Origin of the sequence: Achromobacter sp. UBA4530 (assembly GCF_002388205.1) — a bacterium.
GTDB lineage: Bacteria > Pseudomonadota > Gammaproteobacteria > Burkholderiales > Burkholderiaceae_B > Achromobacter > Achromobacter animicus.
Genome location: NZ_DGMA01000007.1, coordinates 111168 through 129138 on the forward strand (window position 1 = coordinate 111168; position 17971 = coordinate 129138).

A 17971-nucleotide genomic window follows, 5' to 3' on the forward strand; every position below is an offset into this window, starting at 1 on the left:
TTAAGATTCGTACTCACGGTGGGCGTACGTTCAGCGCCCCAACCCCTGAGGGACTGATCCATGCATACATCCTCCACTGAGCCGGCACTGCGCCATCTGGAGACACCGGAAGAATGGCGGGCTTGCCTGCCGCTGATGCGCGAACTGCGTCCGCATCTGGCCCAGGCGGACGACTTCGTCCAACGCCTGGCCCGGATGCACCAGGAGAACTACCGGCTGCTCGCCGTCATGCGTGACGGCCAGGCAGTGGCGCTGGCGGGATACCGCTATCAGGAGAACCTGATCTACGGGCGCTTCATGTACGTGGACGACCTGGTGGTGGATCCGTCGGCGCGCGGCAGCCGCTGGGGCGCCCGGCTGATCGCCGAACTGGATCATCTCGCTCGCGATGCGGACTGCGACAAGTTTGTGCTCGATACCGGGCTGGGCAACGCGCTGGCGCAACGTTTCTATTTCCGGCAGGGCCTGTTGACCAGCGCCATCCGGTTCAGCAAACCCTTGAAAGGAAGTTCCGAATGAGCATTCTTCGAATTCGCTGCAGCCCGCGGGGGCTCGAGTCCGAAAGCTATCGTCTGTCGCAGCAGATCATCGACCGGCTGACCCGGACGGGTCCGGCCGGCGGCCTGGACGTCGTGGAGTTCGACGCCACCACCCTCACCCATGCGGATGGCGACTATGCGGCTGTGCTGGCGGCGCGAGACGAACCCGAAGCCGAGGGACTGGAAAACGGCTCGCTGCTCGCGTCCGGCGATCTGATCCGGATGCTGGACGAGGCCAGCCACGTCGTGCTGGCGACGCCGATGCACAACTTCACCGTGCCCTCCTCGCTGAAAGCGTGGCTGGACCACGTGGTCCGGGTCCGCCACACGTTTCACATCACGCCCCAAGGCAAGGTTGGCCTGCTCGCGGACCGGCCGGTGTATGTCGCGATTTCGTCGGGCGGCGCGTTCAGCGGTGAAGAGGCCCGTCAGCCGGACTTCCTGACGCCGTACCTGCGTCACGTGCTGGCGACGATCGGATTGACGCAGGTGACCTTTGTCGCGGTCGAGGGAACGGCCCGGGGACCGGAATGGCTGGAGGTTGGCCGGGCGCGTGCCCAGGCTGCGCTGGGCACAATTTTGTTCGAAAGAACGTCGGAGGAAACGCCCGCCTGAGGCCGTTTACGCTTGCTTGCGTTTTGATGCGAACGACGCACCTGACAGTCCCGAAATCCCGCCGGATTTCGGGACTTTTCATTTCCGGATTTAGCGCAAAACGAGGCGCGGATTATCAGGCGATTCGCAATTGATTTATCCGAACCCAGCAATTCGCATTCCCGGATCGCCAGATGAAATAACGTGCCGAAGAAATTTCATAGCAGCCCGCTGCGGCCATATCGTAGAAATACATGCGTATTTTCAATGGCTTGAGACACTATGTTGGATTCAATTCTGCAATCGTATTCAAGTATTAATTTTCCTCATAAATCTGCGAACGATTAAGTGTCATTGCGCCGCAACATTATCAATCGCGAGTACTTCAAACTGAAACGTCAGAAACTAAACGTAGGTTGCATACAGAGATAATCCGCAATTATGTCGAACTATGTCGTTACGTTTGACGCGAATTGTTTACAGCCGCGACCCTCATTTGCCCCCAACACTGACCCCTATTCAGCGGACGGGACAACAACATCAACCGCCGCCGGGTACCTGAAGTTGCAGCACCGCCTTGTCCGTTTGCGGCTGGTTGATGTGTGCGAAAAACGGGTAAGGCTCCTTCCGTCCCCTGGAGCTGACAATGACATCTGGCCACCGGCATGGCTATTTCCCCGTTCCCCTTCATCTGAACTATGTCTGGCGCGTCCTCGCGCTGCTAATGCTGCCCATGCCAGCCGCGCTGGCATGCACGGCGACCGGCTCCAGCATCCTCTGCAATGACGCGTGGACGCTGTTGAATCCGAACACGGTCACCAGCAGCGCCAACGACGTTTCGGTACTGGTGACGCCGGCAGGCCAGTCCTCAGGACCTTTGGTTGCACTGCCGGGCTCGGCCGCCGTCAAGCTGACCGGGCGCAACACCACGCTCACCAACCAGGGACTGATCGATCCCACGCTGTCCCTGGCGGCGGTCGGCACCTCGGGCGCGATCATGGGCAATGCGTCAAACGCCGGCGCAGTGCGCGTCAACAACAGCGGCACGTTGTACGGCGCCGGCCTGTCGGTGCTGGGTCTGCAGGTGCTCACCACGCTGGACGGCGCCGCCCTCTCCCTGCGCAGCAATGCCACGGGCAGCATCAACATCGACAACTCGGGCACGATCGGCCTGAAACCGGGCCTGCTTTCCCAGTCGTTGCTCAATCTCAGCCCCGTCATTGCCGCCTATGGCGGCGCGCCGGTCACCGTGAACAATGCAGCGGGCGGTGTCATCAACGGCCGTGTGGGCCTGGGCCGATCGGCCACCGGCAACAGCTTCGTCAACGCGGGCACGATCAATGGCAGCGTGAGCATGGGGCAAAACAGCACCAACACGTTCACCGCCGTGACCGGGTCAACCATCTCGGCGGGCGGCCCGGACGTGGGCGTCGACCTGGCCGTGGCCGGCCTGGACGTCAGCATCGCGCTGGGCTTTGCCCAGGGCGGCACGGTGGACGGCGGCGCGAACGGCAACAACACGCTGGTGTTGCAAAACCCCGGCGCAACCGGCACCACCGGCACCGGCACGGCAAGCTCGACGGTGTACCGCAACTTCAACAACCTGCGCGTCAATGGCGGCACCTGGACGATCAACGGACCGCTGGTCAGCGGCCAGACCACGCTGAACGGCGGCCTGGTCAACTTCGACAGCAACACCGCGTTCGGCGCCGGCACGCTTGTCGGCAACGGCGGCGCCATTGCGCCCGCCACGTCGGGACTGTCGTTGGCGAACGCCATCCAGCTCAATGCGGGCGGCCTGGGCGTCCAGGGCACGAACAACATGACGCTGGCCGGCAACATCTCCGGCGCCGGCGCGCTGGACAAGTCCGGCGCGGGCGTCCTGACGCTCAATGGCACGAACACGCACATTGGCGGCGTGCGGCTCGGCGGCGGCGGATTGGCGCTGGGCGGCAACAGCGCGCTGGGATTGGGCGACCTCGTTGTGTACGGCGCGTCGTCGCTGCAGCCCGGCAGCGCCACCAGCCTGTCCAACAACATCGTGCTCGGCGCCGACCTTGCCCTGACCAACCCCTCCGCCCTCACCCTTTCCGGCGCGCTGTCGGGCGGCTCGGCGCTGGTCAAGAGCGGCGCCGGCATCCTGACCCTCTCGGGTGCGAACTCGCATGGCGAGACGCGCATCAGCGCCGGTGGATTGGTCGTGGGCAACAACACGGCGCTGGGCGCGGGGCCGCTCACCGTCAACGGTGCGGCGACACTGGCCTCATCCACCAGCGTCGCGCTGCAGAACGCGATGGTGTTGAACAATGCACTGACGCTGAACGGCGCCGAAACGCTGACCTTGAACGGGCCGATCAGTGCAGCGGGATCGCTGGTGAAGACCGGGCCGGGGGTGTTGAACCTGAACGGCGCCAACACCTATGCGGGCGGCACCACGCTGGCTGGCGGCACGGTCAACGTGGGCGCGTCCGGCGCCCTAGGCACCGGCGTGGTCACCGTCAGTGGCGCGACCACCCTCGCCGGTTCGGGCGTGGCGTTGGGCAACAACTTTACGCTCGGCAACGCGCTGACCGTGGCTGGCGCCAACAACCTGACGCTCAACGGCACGTTGTCGGGCGCCGGCGGCACGCTGGTGAAGACAGGCACCGGGTCCTTGACGCTGAACGGCACCAACAGTTTCGGCGGCGGCACGCTTGCGGCGGGAACGATCATCGCAGGCGCGAACAACGCGCTGGGCACCGGCGTGGTCAACGTGACCGGCGCGGCTACCGTGGACAGCACTGCGCCCGTCAGCCTGGGCAACCAGTTCGTGCTGGGCGACCGGCTCACCGTGGGCGGCAGCCAGGCGCTGACCCTGGCCGGCGCGCTATCGGGCGGCGGCACGCTGGTCAAGAACGGCAATGCGAATCTGACCTTGTCTGCCGTGAACACGCACTCCGGCGGCGTACTGCTCAACGCGGGCCAGTTGACGCTGGCGAACGCGCAAGGCCTGGGCTCCGGACTGCTTGACGTCCAAGGACCGGCGACGCTGGCCGCGGGCAATCTGACCGTGGACAACAACGTCCGCCTCGGCAACACGCTGGGCATCGCCACCGGCGGACAGGCGTTGAACCTGTCGGGCAACCTGTCCGGCGGCGGCGCCATCGCCTTGAACGACGCCGGCACGTTGACGCTCTCGGGCAACAACACGCATGGCGGCGGGGTCGCGCTGAACGCGGGGACGCTGATCGCCGCGAGCGACACCGCGCTGGGCAGCGGCACACTGGCCGTCGGCGCAGACGCCACGCTGCAGAGCACGGCGGCGCGAAACTTCGTCAACAACGTTGCACTGACCGGCAACCTGACGGTGGCCGGTGCGAACGATGTCGGATTGGCCGGCGCGATTGCCGGACCCGGGCGCGTGGTGATGAACGGCCCGGGCACGCTGACACTGTCGGGCGCCAACACGCATGGCGGCACAACCATCAGCAGCGGCACCGTGCTGGCTGGCGCGGGCAGCCTGGGCGCGAGCGTGCTGAACAACTCGAAGCTCGTGATCGGCCAGAACGTGGATGCGACCTACGCGGGCGCGATCAGCGGATCAGGCAGCGTGGACGTGGCGGCCAACGCGCAGACGCTGGTGCTGAGCGGCAACAACACATTCACCGGCGGTTTGAACCTGCTGTCCGGCACGGTGGAGACGCGCGGCGGACAGGCGCTGGCTGACAGCGTGGCCGTAAACCTGGGCACCGGCACGGTGTTGCGGCTGGCGGACAGCGAGACGTTCGGCTCGCTTGCCGGCGCCGGCCGGCTGGACCTGGGCGCTGGGGCGACGGTGCAGATGGGGCAGGACAACGCCAGTTCGATTTTCGGCGGCGCGCTGACGGGCGCGGGCAATGTGGTCAAGAACGGCACCGGCACGCTGACGCTTACGGGCAACAGCACGCAAAGCGGCTCGTTCGACGTGGTGTCCGGCGGGCTGGACGTGAACGGCAGCCTGGCCAGTACGCAAGTGAATGTGGGCGCCGGCGCGACGCTGGCGGGCTCGGGCGTCCTGAGCGGCGCGACGACGATTGCCTCGGGTGGCGCGCTGTCGGCCACATCAGGCCAGACCCTGACGCTAGGCGGACTGACGCTGAATCAGGGCTCGCAGTTCAACGTGGCGCTGGGCGCGCCGCAGGCCTCGCCGCAGACGCTGGTGCAGGTCAACGGCAACCTGACGCTGGACGGTGACCTGAACGTCACCGACAAGGGCGGCTTTGGTGAAGGCGTATACAGGCTGATCACCTACACCGGCCAGCTCACGGACAACGGGCTGGCGCTGGGATCACTGCCCCCGGGCACCGTGCCGTCGAATCTGCAGATCCAGACCGCCGTGAACCAGCAGGTGAACCTGGTGGTGCAGACCACGGGCAGCAGCGTGCAGTTCTGGAACGGCGCCAAGCAGCTTGCGGATGGCACGCTGGGCGGCGGTGCAGGCACCTGGCAGGCGGGTTCGACCAACTGGACCAATCAGGCGGGCGCGCTGACCCAAAGCTGGGCGGGCAACTTCGCGGTGTTCGGCGGCGCGTCGGGTGGCGCGGTCACCGTGGCCGGCGAACAGGCCGTGACCGGCATGCAGTTCTTCACCGACGGGTACGCGCTGCAAGACGGCGCAATCCGCCTGGCTGAGGGCCCCAACAATTTCCGCGTGGATCCGGCGCTGACCGGCACGGTGAACAGCGTCATCCGTGGCGCTGGCGCGCTGAACAAGCGTGACCAAGGCACGCTGGTGCTGGGCGGCGCGAACGAATACACCGGCGGCACGCAGATCAGCGAAGGCGTGCTGCAAGTCAGTGCCGACAACAACCTGGGCGCGGCGGGCACGGGTCTGGCCTTTGCCGGCGGCACGCTGCGCGTGACCGGCACCGGCTACACCGGCACCTCGCGCGCCATCGACATCGGCGCCGGCGCGGGCTTCGACATCGCCGATGCCGGCAATGTCTTTACCCTGAACCAATCCCTGTCCGGCGCGGGCCGCATCACCAAGTCGGGAGCGGGCACGCTGGCACTGGGCGGCAACAACGCCGGCATCGGCGGCGTGACGCTGGCGGACGGCACGATTGCCGCGGGCAGCAACACGGCATTGGGCTCGGGCGTGCTGAACGTCACGGGCGGCGGCGGACTGACTGCGACAACCGCCCTGACGCTGGCGAACGACGTCGCCATCGGCGCGGGCGCGACGTTGACCAATGCAGGCACGAACGACTTGACGCTGAACGGCGCGGTGTCGGGCGCGACCGGCTCGCTGGCGAAGGCGGGTAGCGGCACGCTGACGCTCGCCGGCAACAACACCTATGGCGGCGGCACGGCGTTGATCGGCGGCGCCATCCGCGTCGGTAGCGACACTGCGCTGGGCACGGGCGCGCTGAACGTAGCCGGCGCGTCCAGTCTGTTGTCCGACGGCACGCATGCGCTGAACAACGGCATCGTGCTGGACGCAGCGCTGACGACCGGCGGGGCCGGCAATCTGACGCTGAACAACACGATCTCGGGCAACGGCGCCCTCATCAAGTCGGGCGCGGGCACGCTCACGCTCAACGGCGTGAATGCGTACGCAGCTACACGTTTGGACGGCGGCCGTCTGGTGCTTGGCAACAATGACGCGCTGGGCGCGGGCGCGTTGACCGTCACGGCCGACGCCGCGGTGGACAGCGCCACCGGCCTGACGCTGGGCAACGCCATCAATGTGGCATCCGGGGCCGATCTGACGCTGGCTCAATCGCAGGACTCCACGCTGCTCGGGACCATCAGCGGCGACGGCGGCCTCATTGCTGGCGGCGCGGGCACCACGTTGACGCTTTCCGGCGCCAACACGTACACGGGCGGTACGCAACTGAACGGCGGCAATCTGCAGTTGGGCCAGAACGGGTCGCTCGGCACCGGCGCCCTCCTCGTCAACGCCGACGCCGGCCTGTCGGGTACGACGGGCGGCCCGGCGTTGAACCTGATCAACGACGCGACGCTTAACGCGGCCCTGAACGTGACCGGAGACCGCGACATCACGCTGAGCGGCGTGGTTGATGGCGCAGGTTCGCTGACCAAGAGCGGCCCATCGACGCTGACGCTTGCCGGTGCAAACACCTATACCGGCGGCACAACGCTGGCGGCAGGCGTCTTGCGCGTTGGAGGCGATGCGGCGCTGGGGACCGGCGATCTCACGGTGACCGGCGCGGCGACGCTGGGTTCGACCCAGGCCGTAACGCTGGCCAATAACGTCATTCTGGGTCAGGCATTGAACCTGGATACGACCAACGGTCTGCGTTTTGACGGCGAGATTTCCGGCGCCGGCGGTCTTGCCGCCACTGGCGCGGGCTCGCTGACACTGGCCGGCGCCAATACTTACGCGGGCGGAACGCAGCTCGATGGCGGCACGCTGCTGGTCGTCGGTGATTCCTCATTGGGGAGCGGCGACCTGACGATTGGTGGCGCGTCGATTCTGCAGGCGCTGAGCGCGCCGGTGACGCTGGCCAACGCCGTGGCGTTGAACGGCGGCCCGCTGCAAGTGTCGGGCGCGCAGAACGTGACGCTGGCGGGCGACGTGTCCGGCGCGGGCGGTCTTGCCAAACTGGGCGCCAACACGTTGACGCTGACGGGCGAGAACACCTATCAAGGCGGAACGACGCTGGGACAAGGCCAGATCGTGATCGGATCGGACAAGGCGCTGGGCACGGGCGCCCTCACCGTCTCCGGCGATGCGGCGCTTGATGCGGCCGCGGCCACGACGCTGGGCAACCAGATTGCACTGGCCGGTGGCGATCTGACTGTGATCGGCAGCCAGGATCTGACGCTGACGGGCGACATCAACGGCGGCAACGCATTGATCAAGAACGGCGGCGCGACGCTGACCCTGTCGGGCAACAACGGCTACGCCGGCGGCACGACGCTGTCGGCCGGCACGCTGGTCGCTGGCAGCAGCACCGCGCTTGGGACGGGCGCGCTGGATGTCACGGGTAGCGCAACACTATCGGCGGCCGACGGCGTGACGCTGGTCAACGCCGTGGCGCTGACCAACTCCCTGACGGCGGACGGCGCGGGCAACTGGACGCTGGGCGGCGACATTACCGGCAACGGCGCACTGGTCAAGACCGGCGCGGGCACGCTGACGCTGGCCGGCAACAACAGCTACGCCGGCGGCACGCAGCTCCAGGCCGGCGCCATCACGGGCGACACGGACAGCATCACCGGTCCAGTCGTCGCCAATGCGGGCACCACCCTCACCTTCGATCAAGCCGCCGCAGGCGCCTACACGGGCGCGCTGTCCGGCGCGGGCAATCTGGAAAAGGCGGGCTTGGGCACGCTGACCCTGGCCGGCAGCAATGCCCTGACCGGCGGCGCCGGAGTGTCGCAAGGCACGCTCGTCACGCAGGGCAACAATCTCCTGGAATCCGCTTCCGGCGTGCGCGTCGATGGCGGCGCTACGCTGCAACTGACCGGCGCTGAGTCCATTGCGGCGCTGTCGGGCGCGGGCAAGCTGCAGGTGGACGGCAGCCTGGGCCTGGGCGGCGCGGCCGATAGCGTCTTCGGCGGCGACCTGGCCGGCGCGGGCAGCATCGCCAAGACCGGCGCCGGCTCGCTGGCGCTGACGGGCGCCAGCAGCCACACCGGCGTCTTCAACATCAACGACGGCACGGTGAACCTGGGCGGCACGCTGGCCAGCAACACGGTCAACGTCAACGGCCCGGCCGCCACACTGACCGGCACCGGCACGGCCAACGGCAACGTGAACGTGAACAACGGTGGCCGGATTGCGGTGAGTTCCGCCGCGCCCGGCGCGCTGATCCTGGGCTCGCTGACGTTGGACAACGCATCGTCGATCGACGCGCAATTGGGCGCGCCCAACGCGGGCAGCCTCATCAACGTGCATGGCAACGTCGATCTGAACGGCACGCTGAACATCGATGGCACACCAGACTTTGGCGTGGGCGTGTACCGCATCATTGCCTACTCGGGCACGGCGACGTCCATGAACCTGGCGCTGGGCACCCTGCCGCCGGGCGTCATCACGCTGCAGACCAACGTGGCCGGCCAGGTGAACGTGCTGAACGAGTCCCAGGCAGGCGAGATCCAGTTCTGGCAAGGCGGCACGGGCACCTGGGACGCAACGAGCCAGAATTGGGCCGACGCCACCGGCACGGCTGGTACGTGGGGCAGCCGCTTCGGCGTCTTTGAAGGCACCGCGGGCACGGTCACGCTGGCCGGCACGCAAGGCTTCCAGGGCCTGCAGTTCTCAACCGATGGCTACACCCTGACCGGCGGCGCGCTGAACGCGCTGCCTGGCAGCGATGGCGTTGCCACCTTGCGCGTCGAACCGTCGATGACGGCAACGCTGGACACGACCCTCCAGGGCAATACGACCATCGCCAAGCGCGACGGCGGCACCCTGGTCTTCACGCAGGCCAACAGCTACGTCGGCGACACGCGGCTGGAAGGCGGCGTGCTGGAGATCAGCGCGGACGACCAGCTTGGCAACGCCGCCAATCGCGTCGTCTTCGACGGCGGCACGTTGCGCTATGCCAATACCGCGCCCGGCACGACTGCACGGGAGATTGCGCTGGAAGGCACGGGCGCCATCGACGTTACCGGCGGCGCGCTCACCGCGGCAGGCACGATATCGGGCGCCGATCCCGCGGCCACGCTCACCAAGACCGGCGCGGGCACGCTGGTGCTCGCAGGCGCCAACACCTACGCGGGCGGGACGGTGCTGCAAGATGGCGAGATCAAGGTCGCCTCGAACACGGCACTGGGCACCGGCCTCTTCACGGCGGCCGACGGCACCACCCTGTCGAACGACATCGCCGTCGCGCTGGCGAACGATGTCGCCCTGCAAGGCGGCGTGACAATCGCGAATGGCGCGGCCATGACGCTGTCCGGCGATGTATCGGGCGCGGGCGGCATCATCAAGACCGGCCCCGGCACCCTGACGTTGTCAGGCGCGAACGCCTACGAAGGCGGCACGCGCCTGAATGCCGGCCAGATCACCGTGGGTGCGCCGGGCGCGCTGGGAACTGGCACGCTGACGGCGGCCAACGGCACGGCGCTGGACGCGTCGGCGCCCGTGGCCCTGGCCAACGACGTGCAGCTTGACGGCACGCTGACCTTGCCGGGCAGCGCCACGCTGACGCTGAATGGCGACATCGGCGGGACTGGCGGCCTCATCAAGAATGGGACGGACACGCTGGCGCTGAACGGCGCAAACAGCTTTCAGGGTGGCGTGGCGCTCAACAGCGGCACGCTCGCGCTGGGCAGCGATACGGCCCTGGGCGTCGGACGGCTGACCGCGGCCGACGGCACTACGCTCTCGGCCAGCGTGCCGGTCAACGCCAGCAACGCCATCACGCTGGCCGGCACGACGACGATCACCGGCGCCGATTTCGGCTTGTCTGGCGACATCGACGGCGCGGGCGGACTGGTGAAGACCGGCGCCGGCGTGCTGACGCTGTCCGGCGACAACAGCTACCAAGGTGGCACGCAGCTTTCCGGCGGCACGCTTGCCATCGGCAGCGACACCGCCTTGGGCACGGGCGCGCTGACCGCGGCGGGCGGCACCACCCTGCTGGGCCTGGGCGCGGCGCTGACCAACGACGTGCAACTTCAAGGTCCGGTCACCGTTGGCGGCGCGGGCAACCTGGCGCTCAATGGCGTCGTGTCGGGCTCCGGTCCGCTGACCAAGGATGGAACGTCGACGCTGACGCTGGGCAACGCCAACACCTACGACGGGGGCACCGTGCTGGCCGGCGGAACGATCATCGCGGGCAACAACGCCGCACTGGGCACCGGCGGCCTGACCGTCGCGGGTGCGGGCACGCTGCAGGCCGGCGCGCCCGGCATTGCGCTGGGCAATGATATTGGACTTGGCGCGCCACTGACGGTTTCGGGCGTCAACGACCTGACGCTGGCCGGCAACATTACCGGCCCCGGCAGCCTCATCAAGACCGATGCCTCGACCCTGACGCTGACGGGCCAAAACCAGTACAGGGGCGGCACGACGCTGGCGGGCGGCACGCTGATCGGCGACACCAGCAGCCTTACGGGCAACATCGCCACCTCGACGGGCACGTCCGTCGTCTTCAACCAGGCGCCGGGCAGCGGCACGTACGCCGGCGCCATCACCGGCGGCGGTGGACTGGTCAAGGACGGCGCGGGCACGGTCACGCTGACGGGTCCCAATGCCTATACGGGCGGCACGGTAGTCAACGCCGGCACGCTGGCCGGCAACGCCACCAGCCTGCAAGGCAACATCACCGTGGTGGACGGCAGCGCCATCGTGTTTAACCAGAACGGCGCCGACGGCACCTATGCCGGCAACATCAATACGGCCGGCAACAACACCGGCACGCTGACCAAGGACGGCGACGCGTCGCTGACCTTGACCGGCTCCAATAACGTTGGCGGCGGCACCACGGTCAACAGCGGCACGCTGCTGGTCGACGGCACGCTGACCGGTGGCCCCGTCACGATCAACCCCGGCGGCAATCTGGGCGGCTCGGGCTCCGTCGCGGCAGACGTGGAATTGGAGGACAACGCGCGACTGGTGGCGGGCACCCCCGGCAATCCGATCTCGTTTGCGCGCAGCCTGGCGCTGTCCAACGGGACGCAGCTCGACTTCACGCTCGGCACGCCGAATTCGGCCACGACGGCCGTGACGGTGGCCCAGAACCTGCGGCTGGATGGGGTGCTGAACATCACGGACGGCGGCAACCTGGGCACGGGCGTCTACCGCCTGTTTGCCTACGGCGGCACGCTGACGGACAACGGCGTGCAGTTCGGCACGCTGCCGTCCAGCCTGGCTACGGCTGACCTGCAACTGCAGAACCAGCCCAACCAGATCAACCTGGTGCTGCAGACGCAACCCGGCGAGATCCAGTTCTGGAACGGCGCCAAGACCACGCCCGACGGCATCATTGCGGGTGGCACCGGCACGTGGAACGCCGCGGGCACCAATTGGACCGACACGGCGGGGACCACCGCCGACCGCTGGAACGGCAAGTACGCGGCTTTCTCGGGCGCGGCGGGCACGGTCACTGTCGAAGGCACGCAGAACGTGACCGGCCTGCAGTTCCTGACCGACGGCTACACGCTGGAACCGGGCACCGCCGGCGCCATCGCGATCGCGCAGGCGCAGACGCCGGTCCGGGTTGAAAGCGGCGCCACCGCCACGATCTCCGCGCCCATCACCGGCGCCGGCGGCATCGAGAAGCTGAACGGCGGCACGCTGGTCCTGGACGGCATCAACACCTACACCGGCAACACCGCCATCCGCAGTGGCGTGCTGGAAGTCAGCGCCGACGAGCAGCTTGGAAACGGCGGCGCCGTGTCGCTGGACGGCGGGACGCTGCGCATCGCGGACTCGGCCTTTGCCACGACGGCGCGCAACATCTCGCTGGATGGCGTGGGCGGCGGCATCGATGTCGTCGCGGCAGGTCAGACCTTCACGCTGAACCAGGCGCTCAACGGCACCGGGGCGCTCACCAAGCAAGGAGACGGCACGCTGGTGCTGAACGGCGCCAACGGCTACACCGGCGGCACGGTCATTGCGGGCGGCACGCTGGAAGGCAGCAGCACCAGCATCGCCGGCGCGGTCAGCACGGCGGCCGGCACGACGCTGCGTGTGAACCAGTTCACGGACGGCGTCCTGGCCGGCCCGGTCAGCGGACAGGGCCAATTGGTGAAGGAAGGCGCCGGCGCATTGACGCTGGCCGGCCTGTCGAGCTACAGCGGCGGCACCCAGGTCAATGCCGGCACGCTGATCGGCGACACGTCCAGCCTGCAAGGCGCCATCGCCAACAACGCGGCGCTGGTCTTCAACCAGGGCGCGGACGGCGCGTTCAGCGGGACGTTGTCCGGCAGCGGCAGCCTGGTCAAGCAAGGCAGCGGCACACTCGCTATCAACGGCAGCCACGCGTACACCGGCAATGCCACGATCGAGGGAGGCACGGTCGTGCTGGGCAGCGCGCAGTCGCCCGCCACGCTGCCCGCGTCCGTCCAGGTCAGCCCCGGCGCCACGCTGGCCGGCACTGGCACCATCGCGGGGCTGGTCAACGCCGGCACGGTCCAAAGCGCGCCCGCGGCGGGCGGCGGCCTGAAGGTCAGCAACAACTTCAGCAATGCCGCCGGCGCAACGCTCGCCGTGAATGTGGGGCCCAGCGCGGCCACCAACCTCCACGTGGCCGGCACCGCAACGCTTGACGGCGCATTGCAGGTGACCAACACCGCGCCACTGACCGCAAACAGCGCCTACACGGTGGTGACGGCGGACCAGGGCGTGCAAGGCACCTTCGCCTCGACGGCCCTGCCCCAGCTTGCCTTCCTGGACGGCGCGGTGGTCTACGACCCCAACAACGTCACGGTGACCTTCCAGCGCAACGACACCGGGTTCGAGACGGTTACGGACACGGCGAACCAGAACGCGGTGGCGCAGGCATTGGGACAGATCGATCCGGACTCCCCGCTGTATTCGTCGATCGTGGGATTGAGCCGGGACGAGGCGCCGGAGGCCTTCAAGCAGTTGTCGGGCGACAGTCACGCCTCGTTGTCGTCGGCAATCGTGCGCAGTTCGGAATCGGTGCGGACGCTGCCGCTGAATCACCTGCGCGACAGCCTGCGTAGCGAAGGCCGCGGCCAGGAAGGCGCGTGCGGCGAAGCCGGCCGCAGCGCGGGCGGGTACGCCGAGCGCTTCTCGTGCCAGCGCAATGTGTGGACCGAGGTGCTGGGCAACTGGCAGAGCCAGGACGGCGACGGCAACGCGCCCAGCTATCGCCAGCGCACCGGCGGCGTGTTGGCCGGCGGCGACATCCGGGTCGGTGACGGCTGGCGCGTGGGCGTTGCGCTGGGCTACCAGGACAGCACGATCTGGCAGGACAGCCGTAATGCCAAGGCAGACGTGGACAGCTACAGCGTCGCGGTGTTCGGCGGCAAGTCGTTCGTCCAGCCCAGCGGCAACGCGTGGAACGTCATGGCCGGCGCGGCGTACAGCTGGCAGGATATCGAGACGAAGCGCAACCTGGCCATCGGCGGCGCAAGCCAGGAGCTGAAGGCGGATTACCGTGGCAACACCACGCAGATCTTCGGCGAGCTGGGCTATGCCATGCCGGTCTCACCGGATGCGACCGTCGAACCCTTTGTCGGCGCCGCGTGGATCAAGCAGCGCATGGGCGGCTTCTCGGAAAACGGCGGCTCCGCGGCGCTGTCGGCAGACAGCCAGAGCAACGACATCACCACCACCACTGTCGGCTTGCGCGGCAACCTGGACACGCAGATCGCGGGCGCGCCCGCCCGCCTGCGCGCCACGCTCGGCTGGCGCCATGCGATGGGCGACGTCGATCCCGACCGCACGATGGCCTTCGGTTCCGGCCCGGCGTTCACGGTCGCGGGCACGCCCATCGCCCGCGACGCCGCGGTGGCTGAGGTGGGCGCGGAAGTCGCCGTGTCCAAGAACGCCGCGATCGGCCTGAGCTACCAGGGCCAGTTCGGCAGCGGCAGCCGCGAGAATGCGGGCTTCCTGAACGTGCGCTGGAACTTCTGACGCACGCGGCGCCATCCGGCTGGTATCCGGATGGCGCCTGTCCGACCCGCTGGCGGCCGAGGGCGCAATGCCTTCGGGCGATCCGTTCGGGCCGCATTGACACCCTTGATTTAGGCGCTTTACGCTACCCCGCACTCGTGGTCCAACCGGGCGTGGTTCTGCCCTGGCGCACCAAGGTGCGGGAGGCGCGTCATGACGCTGAGCAGACCTGGCGCATTCGCGTGCGCGTTGCTGATGCTGGCTTTACTGGCGCCGGCCGGCGCGCTGGCCGCATGCAGCGACAAGACCTTGCGCGGGATGTCCGACGCGGGCCGCAGCGTGGCCACGATTGCCAAACGCTGTGGCATGAGCGCGGCGGCGGTGAAGGAAAGGCTGGGAGCGGGCGACGCGAAAGCCAACCGCGCGCCCGCCGAAACAGTGGCGCCGCGCGCGACGCCTGGTGCTGAAACGCGCGCGGCGGCGGCAGGATCCGCCGCGACTTCTGCAGCGCAGTCCGCCGAAAACGCCGCCGAAAAGCCCGCAGCAAAATCCGCGGCAACTGCCGCGACGAGATCGGCGGCAACCGCAGCCACGGCGCCGTCGGCCAGCGCCGCCAAACCGTCGGGCAAGGCGCCGACCGAGCCGCAGAAGCACCCGCCGGGCACCGTGCTGGAGCTTTGCGGATGCTACGGCAGCATGGAATACGGCTTTACCGAGCCGAACGAGCAGTGCGTCAGCGGCTTGGCGGTAGCGACGCGGTGCCCGGGCTATTGCCCGGTGAACCGGTCGCCGTGGCGCCGCATCTGCAGCTGAGGCGGTCGCCCGCCCCGCCCTTCGATCAATCGGCCGCGCTGGCCTGCGGCTGATGCGGCCGCGCATGCACCTGGTCGATGCGCAGCCCGTCACGACGCGTCACCTCAAAGCCCCAGTCACGCAGCATCACGGTGTCGCCCGTTTCCGGGATCCGGCCGCCCGCGCGCAGCAGGCACCCGGCCAGCGTCGCATCGGGGTAATCGTCGGCAAGCGCCGGCGCTTCCAGCAGGCGCGCCGCTTCGTCCACGGACAGCCGTCCGCCCAGCAACCACGAACCGTCGGAAAGCTGCAAGGCTTCGGGCTGGTCTTCCTGGTGTTCCGGCATGTCGCCCGCCACCGCTTCCAGCACGTCCATCGGCGTGACCAGGCCTTCGCACACGCCGTGTTCGTCCACGACGATCAGCATGTGATCGCGCGAGGCGCGCAGTTCGTCCAGCACCTTCAGCACCGGCGTGGTTTCCATCACGTAGCGCGGTTCGCGCGCCAGTTCCACCAGGTCGATCGGGCCGGGGTTCTGCAGCAGCGGCAGCACTTCCTTGAAGTGCAGCACGCCCAGCACGTTGGCCGGGTCGCCCGCGCACAGCGGCAGGCGCGAGTGGCCTGTCGCGAACTTGCGCACGATGACGTCCGGCGTGTCGGCAACGTCCAGCCAGATCATGTCGCCGCGCGGGACCATGATGGACCGGATGTCGCGCGCGCCGATAGACAGCACGCGTTCGATCATCGAGCTTTCCTCGGGCGCAAAAGCGGGCTCGTCGCCGGCGCCGTCGACCAGCGCCACAACTTCGTCCGCTTGCGACACGGGTTGGCCGGCACGGCCGCCGCGCAAGAGGCGCAGCACGGCCTGCGCCGTCCGTTGACGGCGGCCCAGCGCATGCGTGCCGCGGGCGCGGTTGCGGCGCGCCAACTGGTTGCACAGCTCGATCAGGATCGAGAAGCCGATGGCCGCGTACAGGTAGCCCTTGGGAACATGGAAGCCCAGGCCTTCGGCGACCAGGCTGAAGCCGATCATCAGCAACAGGCCCAGACACAGGATCACGACCGTCGGGTGGCGGCCCACGAAGGCCATCAACGGGCGGCTGGCCAGCATCATGACGGCCATCGCGACCACCACGGCGATCATCATGATGCTCAGGTCCTGCACCATGCCCACGGCGGTAATGACCGAGTCCAGCGAGAACACGGCATCCAGCACCACGATCTGCAAAATGACCTGCCAGAACACCGCATGCTGCGGCTTCTGCGCCTGGTCATGGCTGGCGCTGCCTTCGACGCGTTCGTGCAGCTCCATCGTCCCCTTGAAGAGCAGGAACAGGCCGCCCAGGATCAATATCAGGTCGCGTCCGGAAATCTCGGCGCCCATCACTGTGAACAACGGCGCGGTCAACGTGACCACCCACGCAATACTGGCGAGCAGGCCCAGGCGCATCACCAGCGCGAGCGTCAGGCCGATCAGGCGTGCGCGGTTGCGTTGCTCGGGCGGCAGCTTGTCCGCCAGGATCGCAATGAACACCAGGTTGTCGATACCCAGCACAATTTCAAGCACGACCAGCGTCGCCAGGCCAAGCCAGGCGGTAGGGTCGGACATCCAGTCGAAAATCATCAGGTTTCCACGGAAAACGTAAGCGGACGCGCAAGCGATGCGCGCCGGTGGGAAGGCGTAGTGTTAGAGGCGCGCAGCAGAGGCTGCACAGGCGCGCCGACGGGCACGGCCTGGCGAGGCGGCGCGCGGCCGCCGAGTCGCGGCGTGGCCGCGGAGGCGCTGGGGAATGCGACGCGCAGGGAAACAGCCCTTGCCGCGGCAGTGTGGGGAGAAGATAACGGGCGCCGGCAGATCCGCGGCGCCCTGCTAGGAGGAGGGTCTTCGTTCATAGATGGCGGATGGCTCCAGGCTGCCGGGGCAGCAAAAAGTCGGAATATCCGCCGCGCTCTCTTTCTTACAGGATCCTGAATATTACCTGAATCGGAAATCCGCACGACTAGGGGATGTCACCACCTTCATTGGCCGCGCGGATCCGCCGTGCCGCCTGAACCCGACGAAGCGCCCGACCCCGGCATGCCCCCGTGCCCCGTGGACCCCGTATTGCTGCCCGGCGTTCCCTTCGCCCCGCGCGTGTCGGTGCCGGCGTCGTCCTGCCGCGGACTCGACCCGGCACGCGACGCATCGCGCTTGCCGTGATCGCCCTTGTCTCCTTGTTTGGATTGGTGCGGCATGGACTTCTCCTGTGCCGGCGTCTTCGGCGTGCCCGCCTTGCGATCCGGTTGGGTCTGGCTGCCGGTGCGGCTGTCAGGCGTGGTCGTCTGCGCCTGGGCGACTAGCGTTTTTTCAATGCGCTGCGCGGAAACGCTGGTGGCAAGCAAGCCGCTCATCGCCGTAGCGCACAGATACAGAATCGGTTGTTTCATGGTTGCTCCCTCGTCGACAACGGTGACACACTGAGCCCCAGGCCAACGAGCTGACGCGGGATCTCTATTCATCCAGGGGCAAGTCGCGTGCCTGCCT

6 protein-coding genes are annotated in these 17971 nt (G+C 67.9%); 4 read left to right on the plus strand and 2 right to left on the minus strand.

Annotation, left to right across the window (positions count from 1 at the left end; all coding sequences use genetic code 11):
- Window positions 1-60 precede the first annotated feature (60 nt).
- The 4 genes from B2W22_RS04905 to B2W22_RS04920 all read left to right on the plus strand — a co-directional run bounded on the left by B2W22_RS04905 (window position 61) and on the right by B2W22_RS04920 (window position 15468).
- The gene (locus B2W22_RS04905) at window positions 61-519 is read left to right on the plus strand and encodes a GNAT family N-acetyltransferase (protein ID WP_175185282.1); all 459 of its coding nucleotides are present in this window, start codon (window positions 61-63) and stop codon (window positions 517-519) included.
- Window positions 516-1154 carry an FMN-dependent NADH-azoreductase gene (locus B2W22_RS04910; RefSeq protein ID WP_175185283.1) on the plus strand — a complete coding sequence of 213 codons (639 nt, stop codon included), beginning with the start codon at window positions 516-518 and terminating at the stop codon, window positions 1152-1154. Before B2W22_RS04905 ends, B2W22_RS04910 begins: the two co-directional genes overlap by 4 nt.
- A gap of 625 nt (window positions 1155-1779) precedes the next feature.
- Window positions 1780-14676: an autotransporter-associated beta strand repeat-containing protein gene (locus B2W22_RS04915; protein WP_286936435.1), complete on the plus strand. Its 12897-nt coding sequence runs from the start codon at window positions 1780-1782 to the stop codon at window positions 14674-14676.
- Between the two features lie 192 nt (window positions 14677-14868).
- Window positions 14869-15468: a hypothetical protein gene (locus B2W22_RS04920; RefSeq protein WP_286936436.1), complete on the plus strand. Its 600-nt coding sequence runs from the start codon at window positions 14869-14871 to the stop codon at window positions 15466-15468.
- A gap of 25 nt (window positions 15469-15493) precedes the next feature.
- Here the strand turns inward: B2W22_RS04920 and B2W22_RS04925 are convergent, their stop codons facing one another.
- The gene (locus B2W22_RS04925) at window positions 15494-17071 is read right to left on the minus strand and encodes a TerC family protein (RefSeq protein ID WP_175185286.1); all 1578 of its coding nucleotides are present in this window, start codon (window positions 17069-17071) and stop codon (window positions 15494-15496) included.
- A 395-nt stretch (window positions 17072-17466) separates the two neighbouring features.
- Window positions 17467-17874, minus strand: a complete 408-nt coding sequence (locus B2W22_RS04930) for a hypothetical protein (RefSeq protein WP_239213311.1) — start codon at window positions 17872-17874, stop codon at window positions 17467-17469.
- Window positions 17875-17971: the final 97 nt, after the last annotated feature.

What these genes read in the sequence shown, in the direction of transcription:
- B2W22_RS04905 (WP_175185282.1), top strand. Translation starts at nt 61, where the DNA reads ATGCATACATCCTCCACTGAGCCGGCACTGCGCCATCTGGAGACACCG.
- B2W22_RS04910 (WP_175185283.1), top strand. Translation starts at nt 516, where the DNA reads ATGAGCATTCTTCGAATTCGCTGCAGCCCGCGGGGGCTCGAGTCCGAA.
- B2W22_RS04920 (WP_286936436.1), top strand. Translation starts at nt 14,869, where the DNA reads ATGACGCTGAGCAGACCTGGCGCATTCGCGTGCGCGTTGCTGATGCTG.
- B2W22_RS04930 (WP_239213311.1), bottom strand. Translation starts at nt 17,874, where the DNA reads ATGAAACAACCGATTCTGTATCTGTGCGCTACGGCGATGAGCGGCTTG.
- B2W22_RS04925 (WP_175185286.1), bottom strand. Translation starts at nt 17,071, where the DNA reads ATGATTTTCGACTGGATGTCCGACCCTACCGCCTGGCTTGGCCTGGCG.
- B2W22_RS04915 (WP_286936435.1), top strand. Translation starts at nt 1,780, where the DNA reads ATGACATCTGGCCACCGGCATGGCTATTTCCCCGTTCCCCTTCATCTG.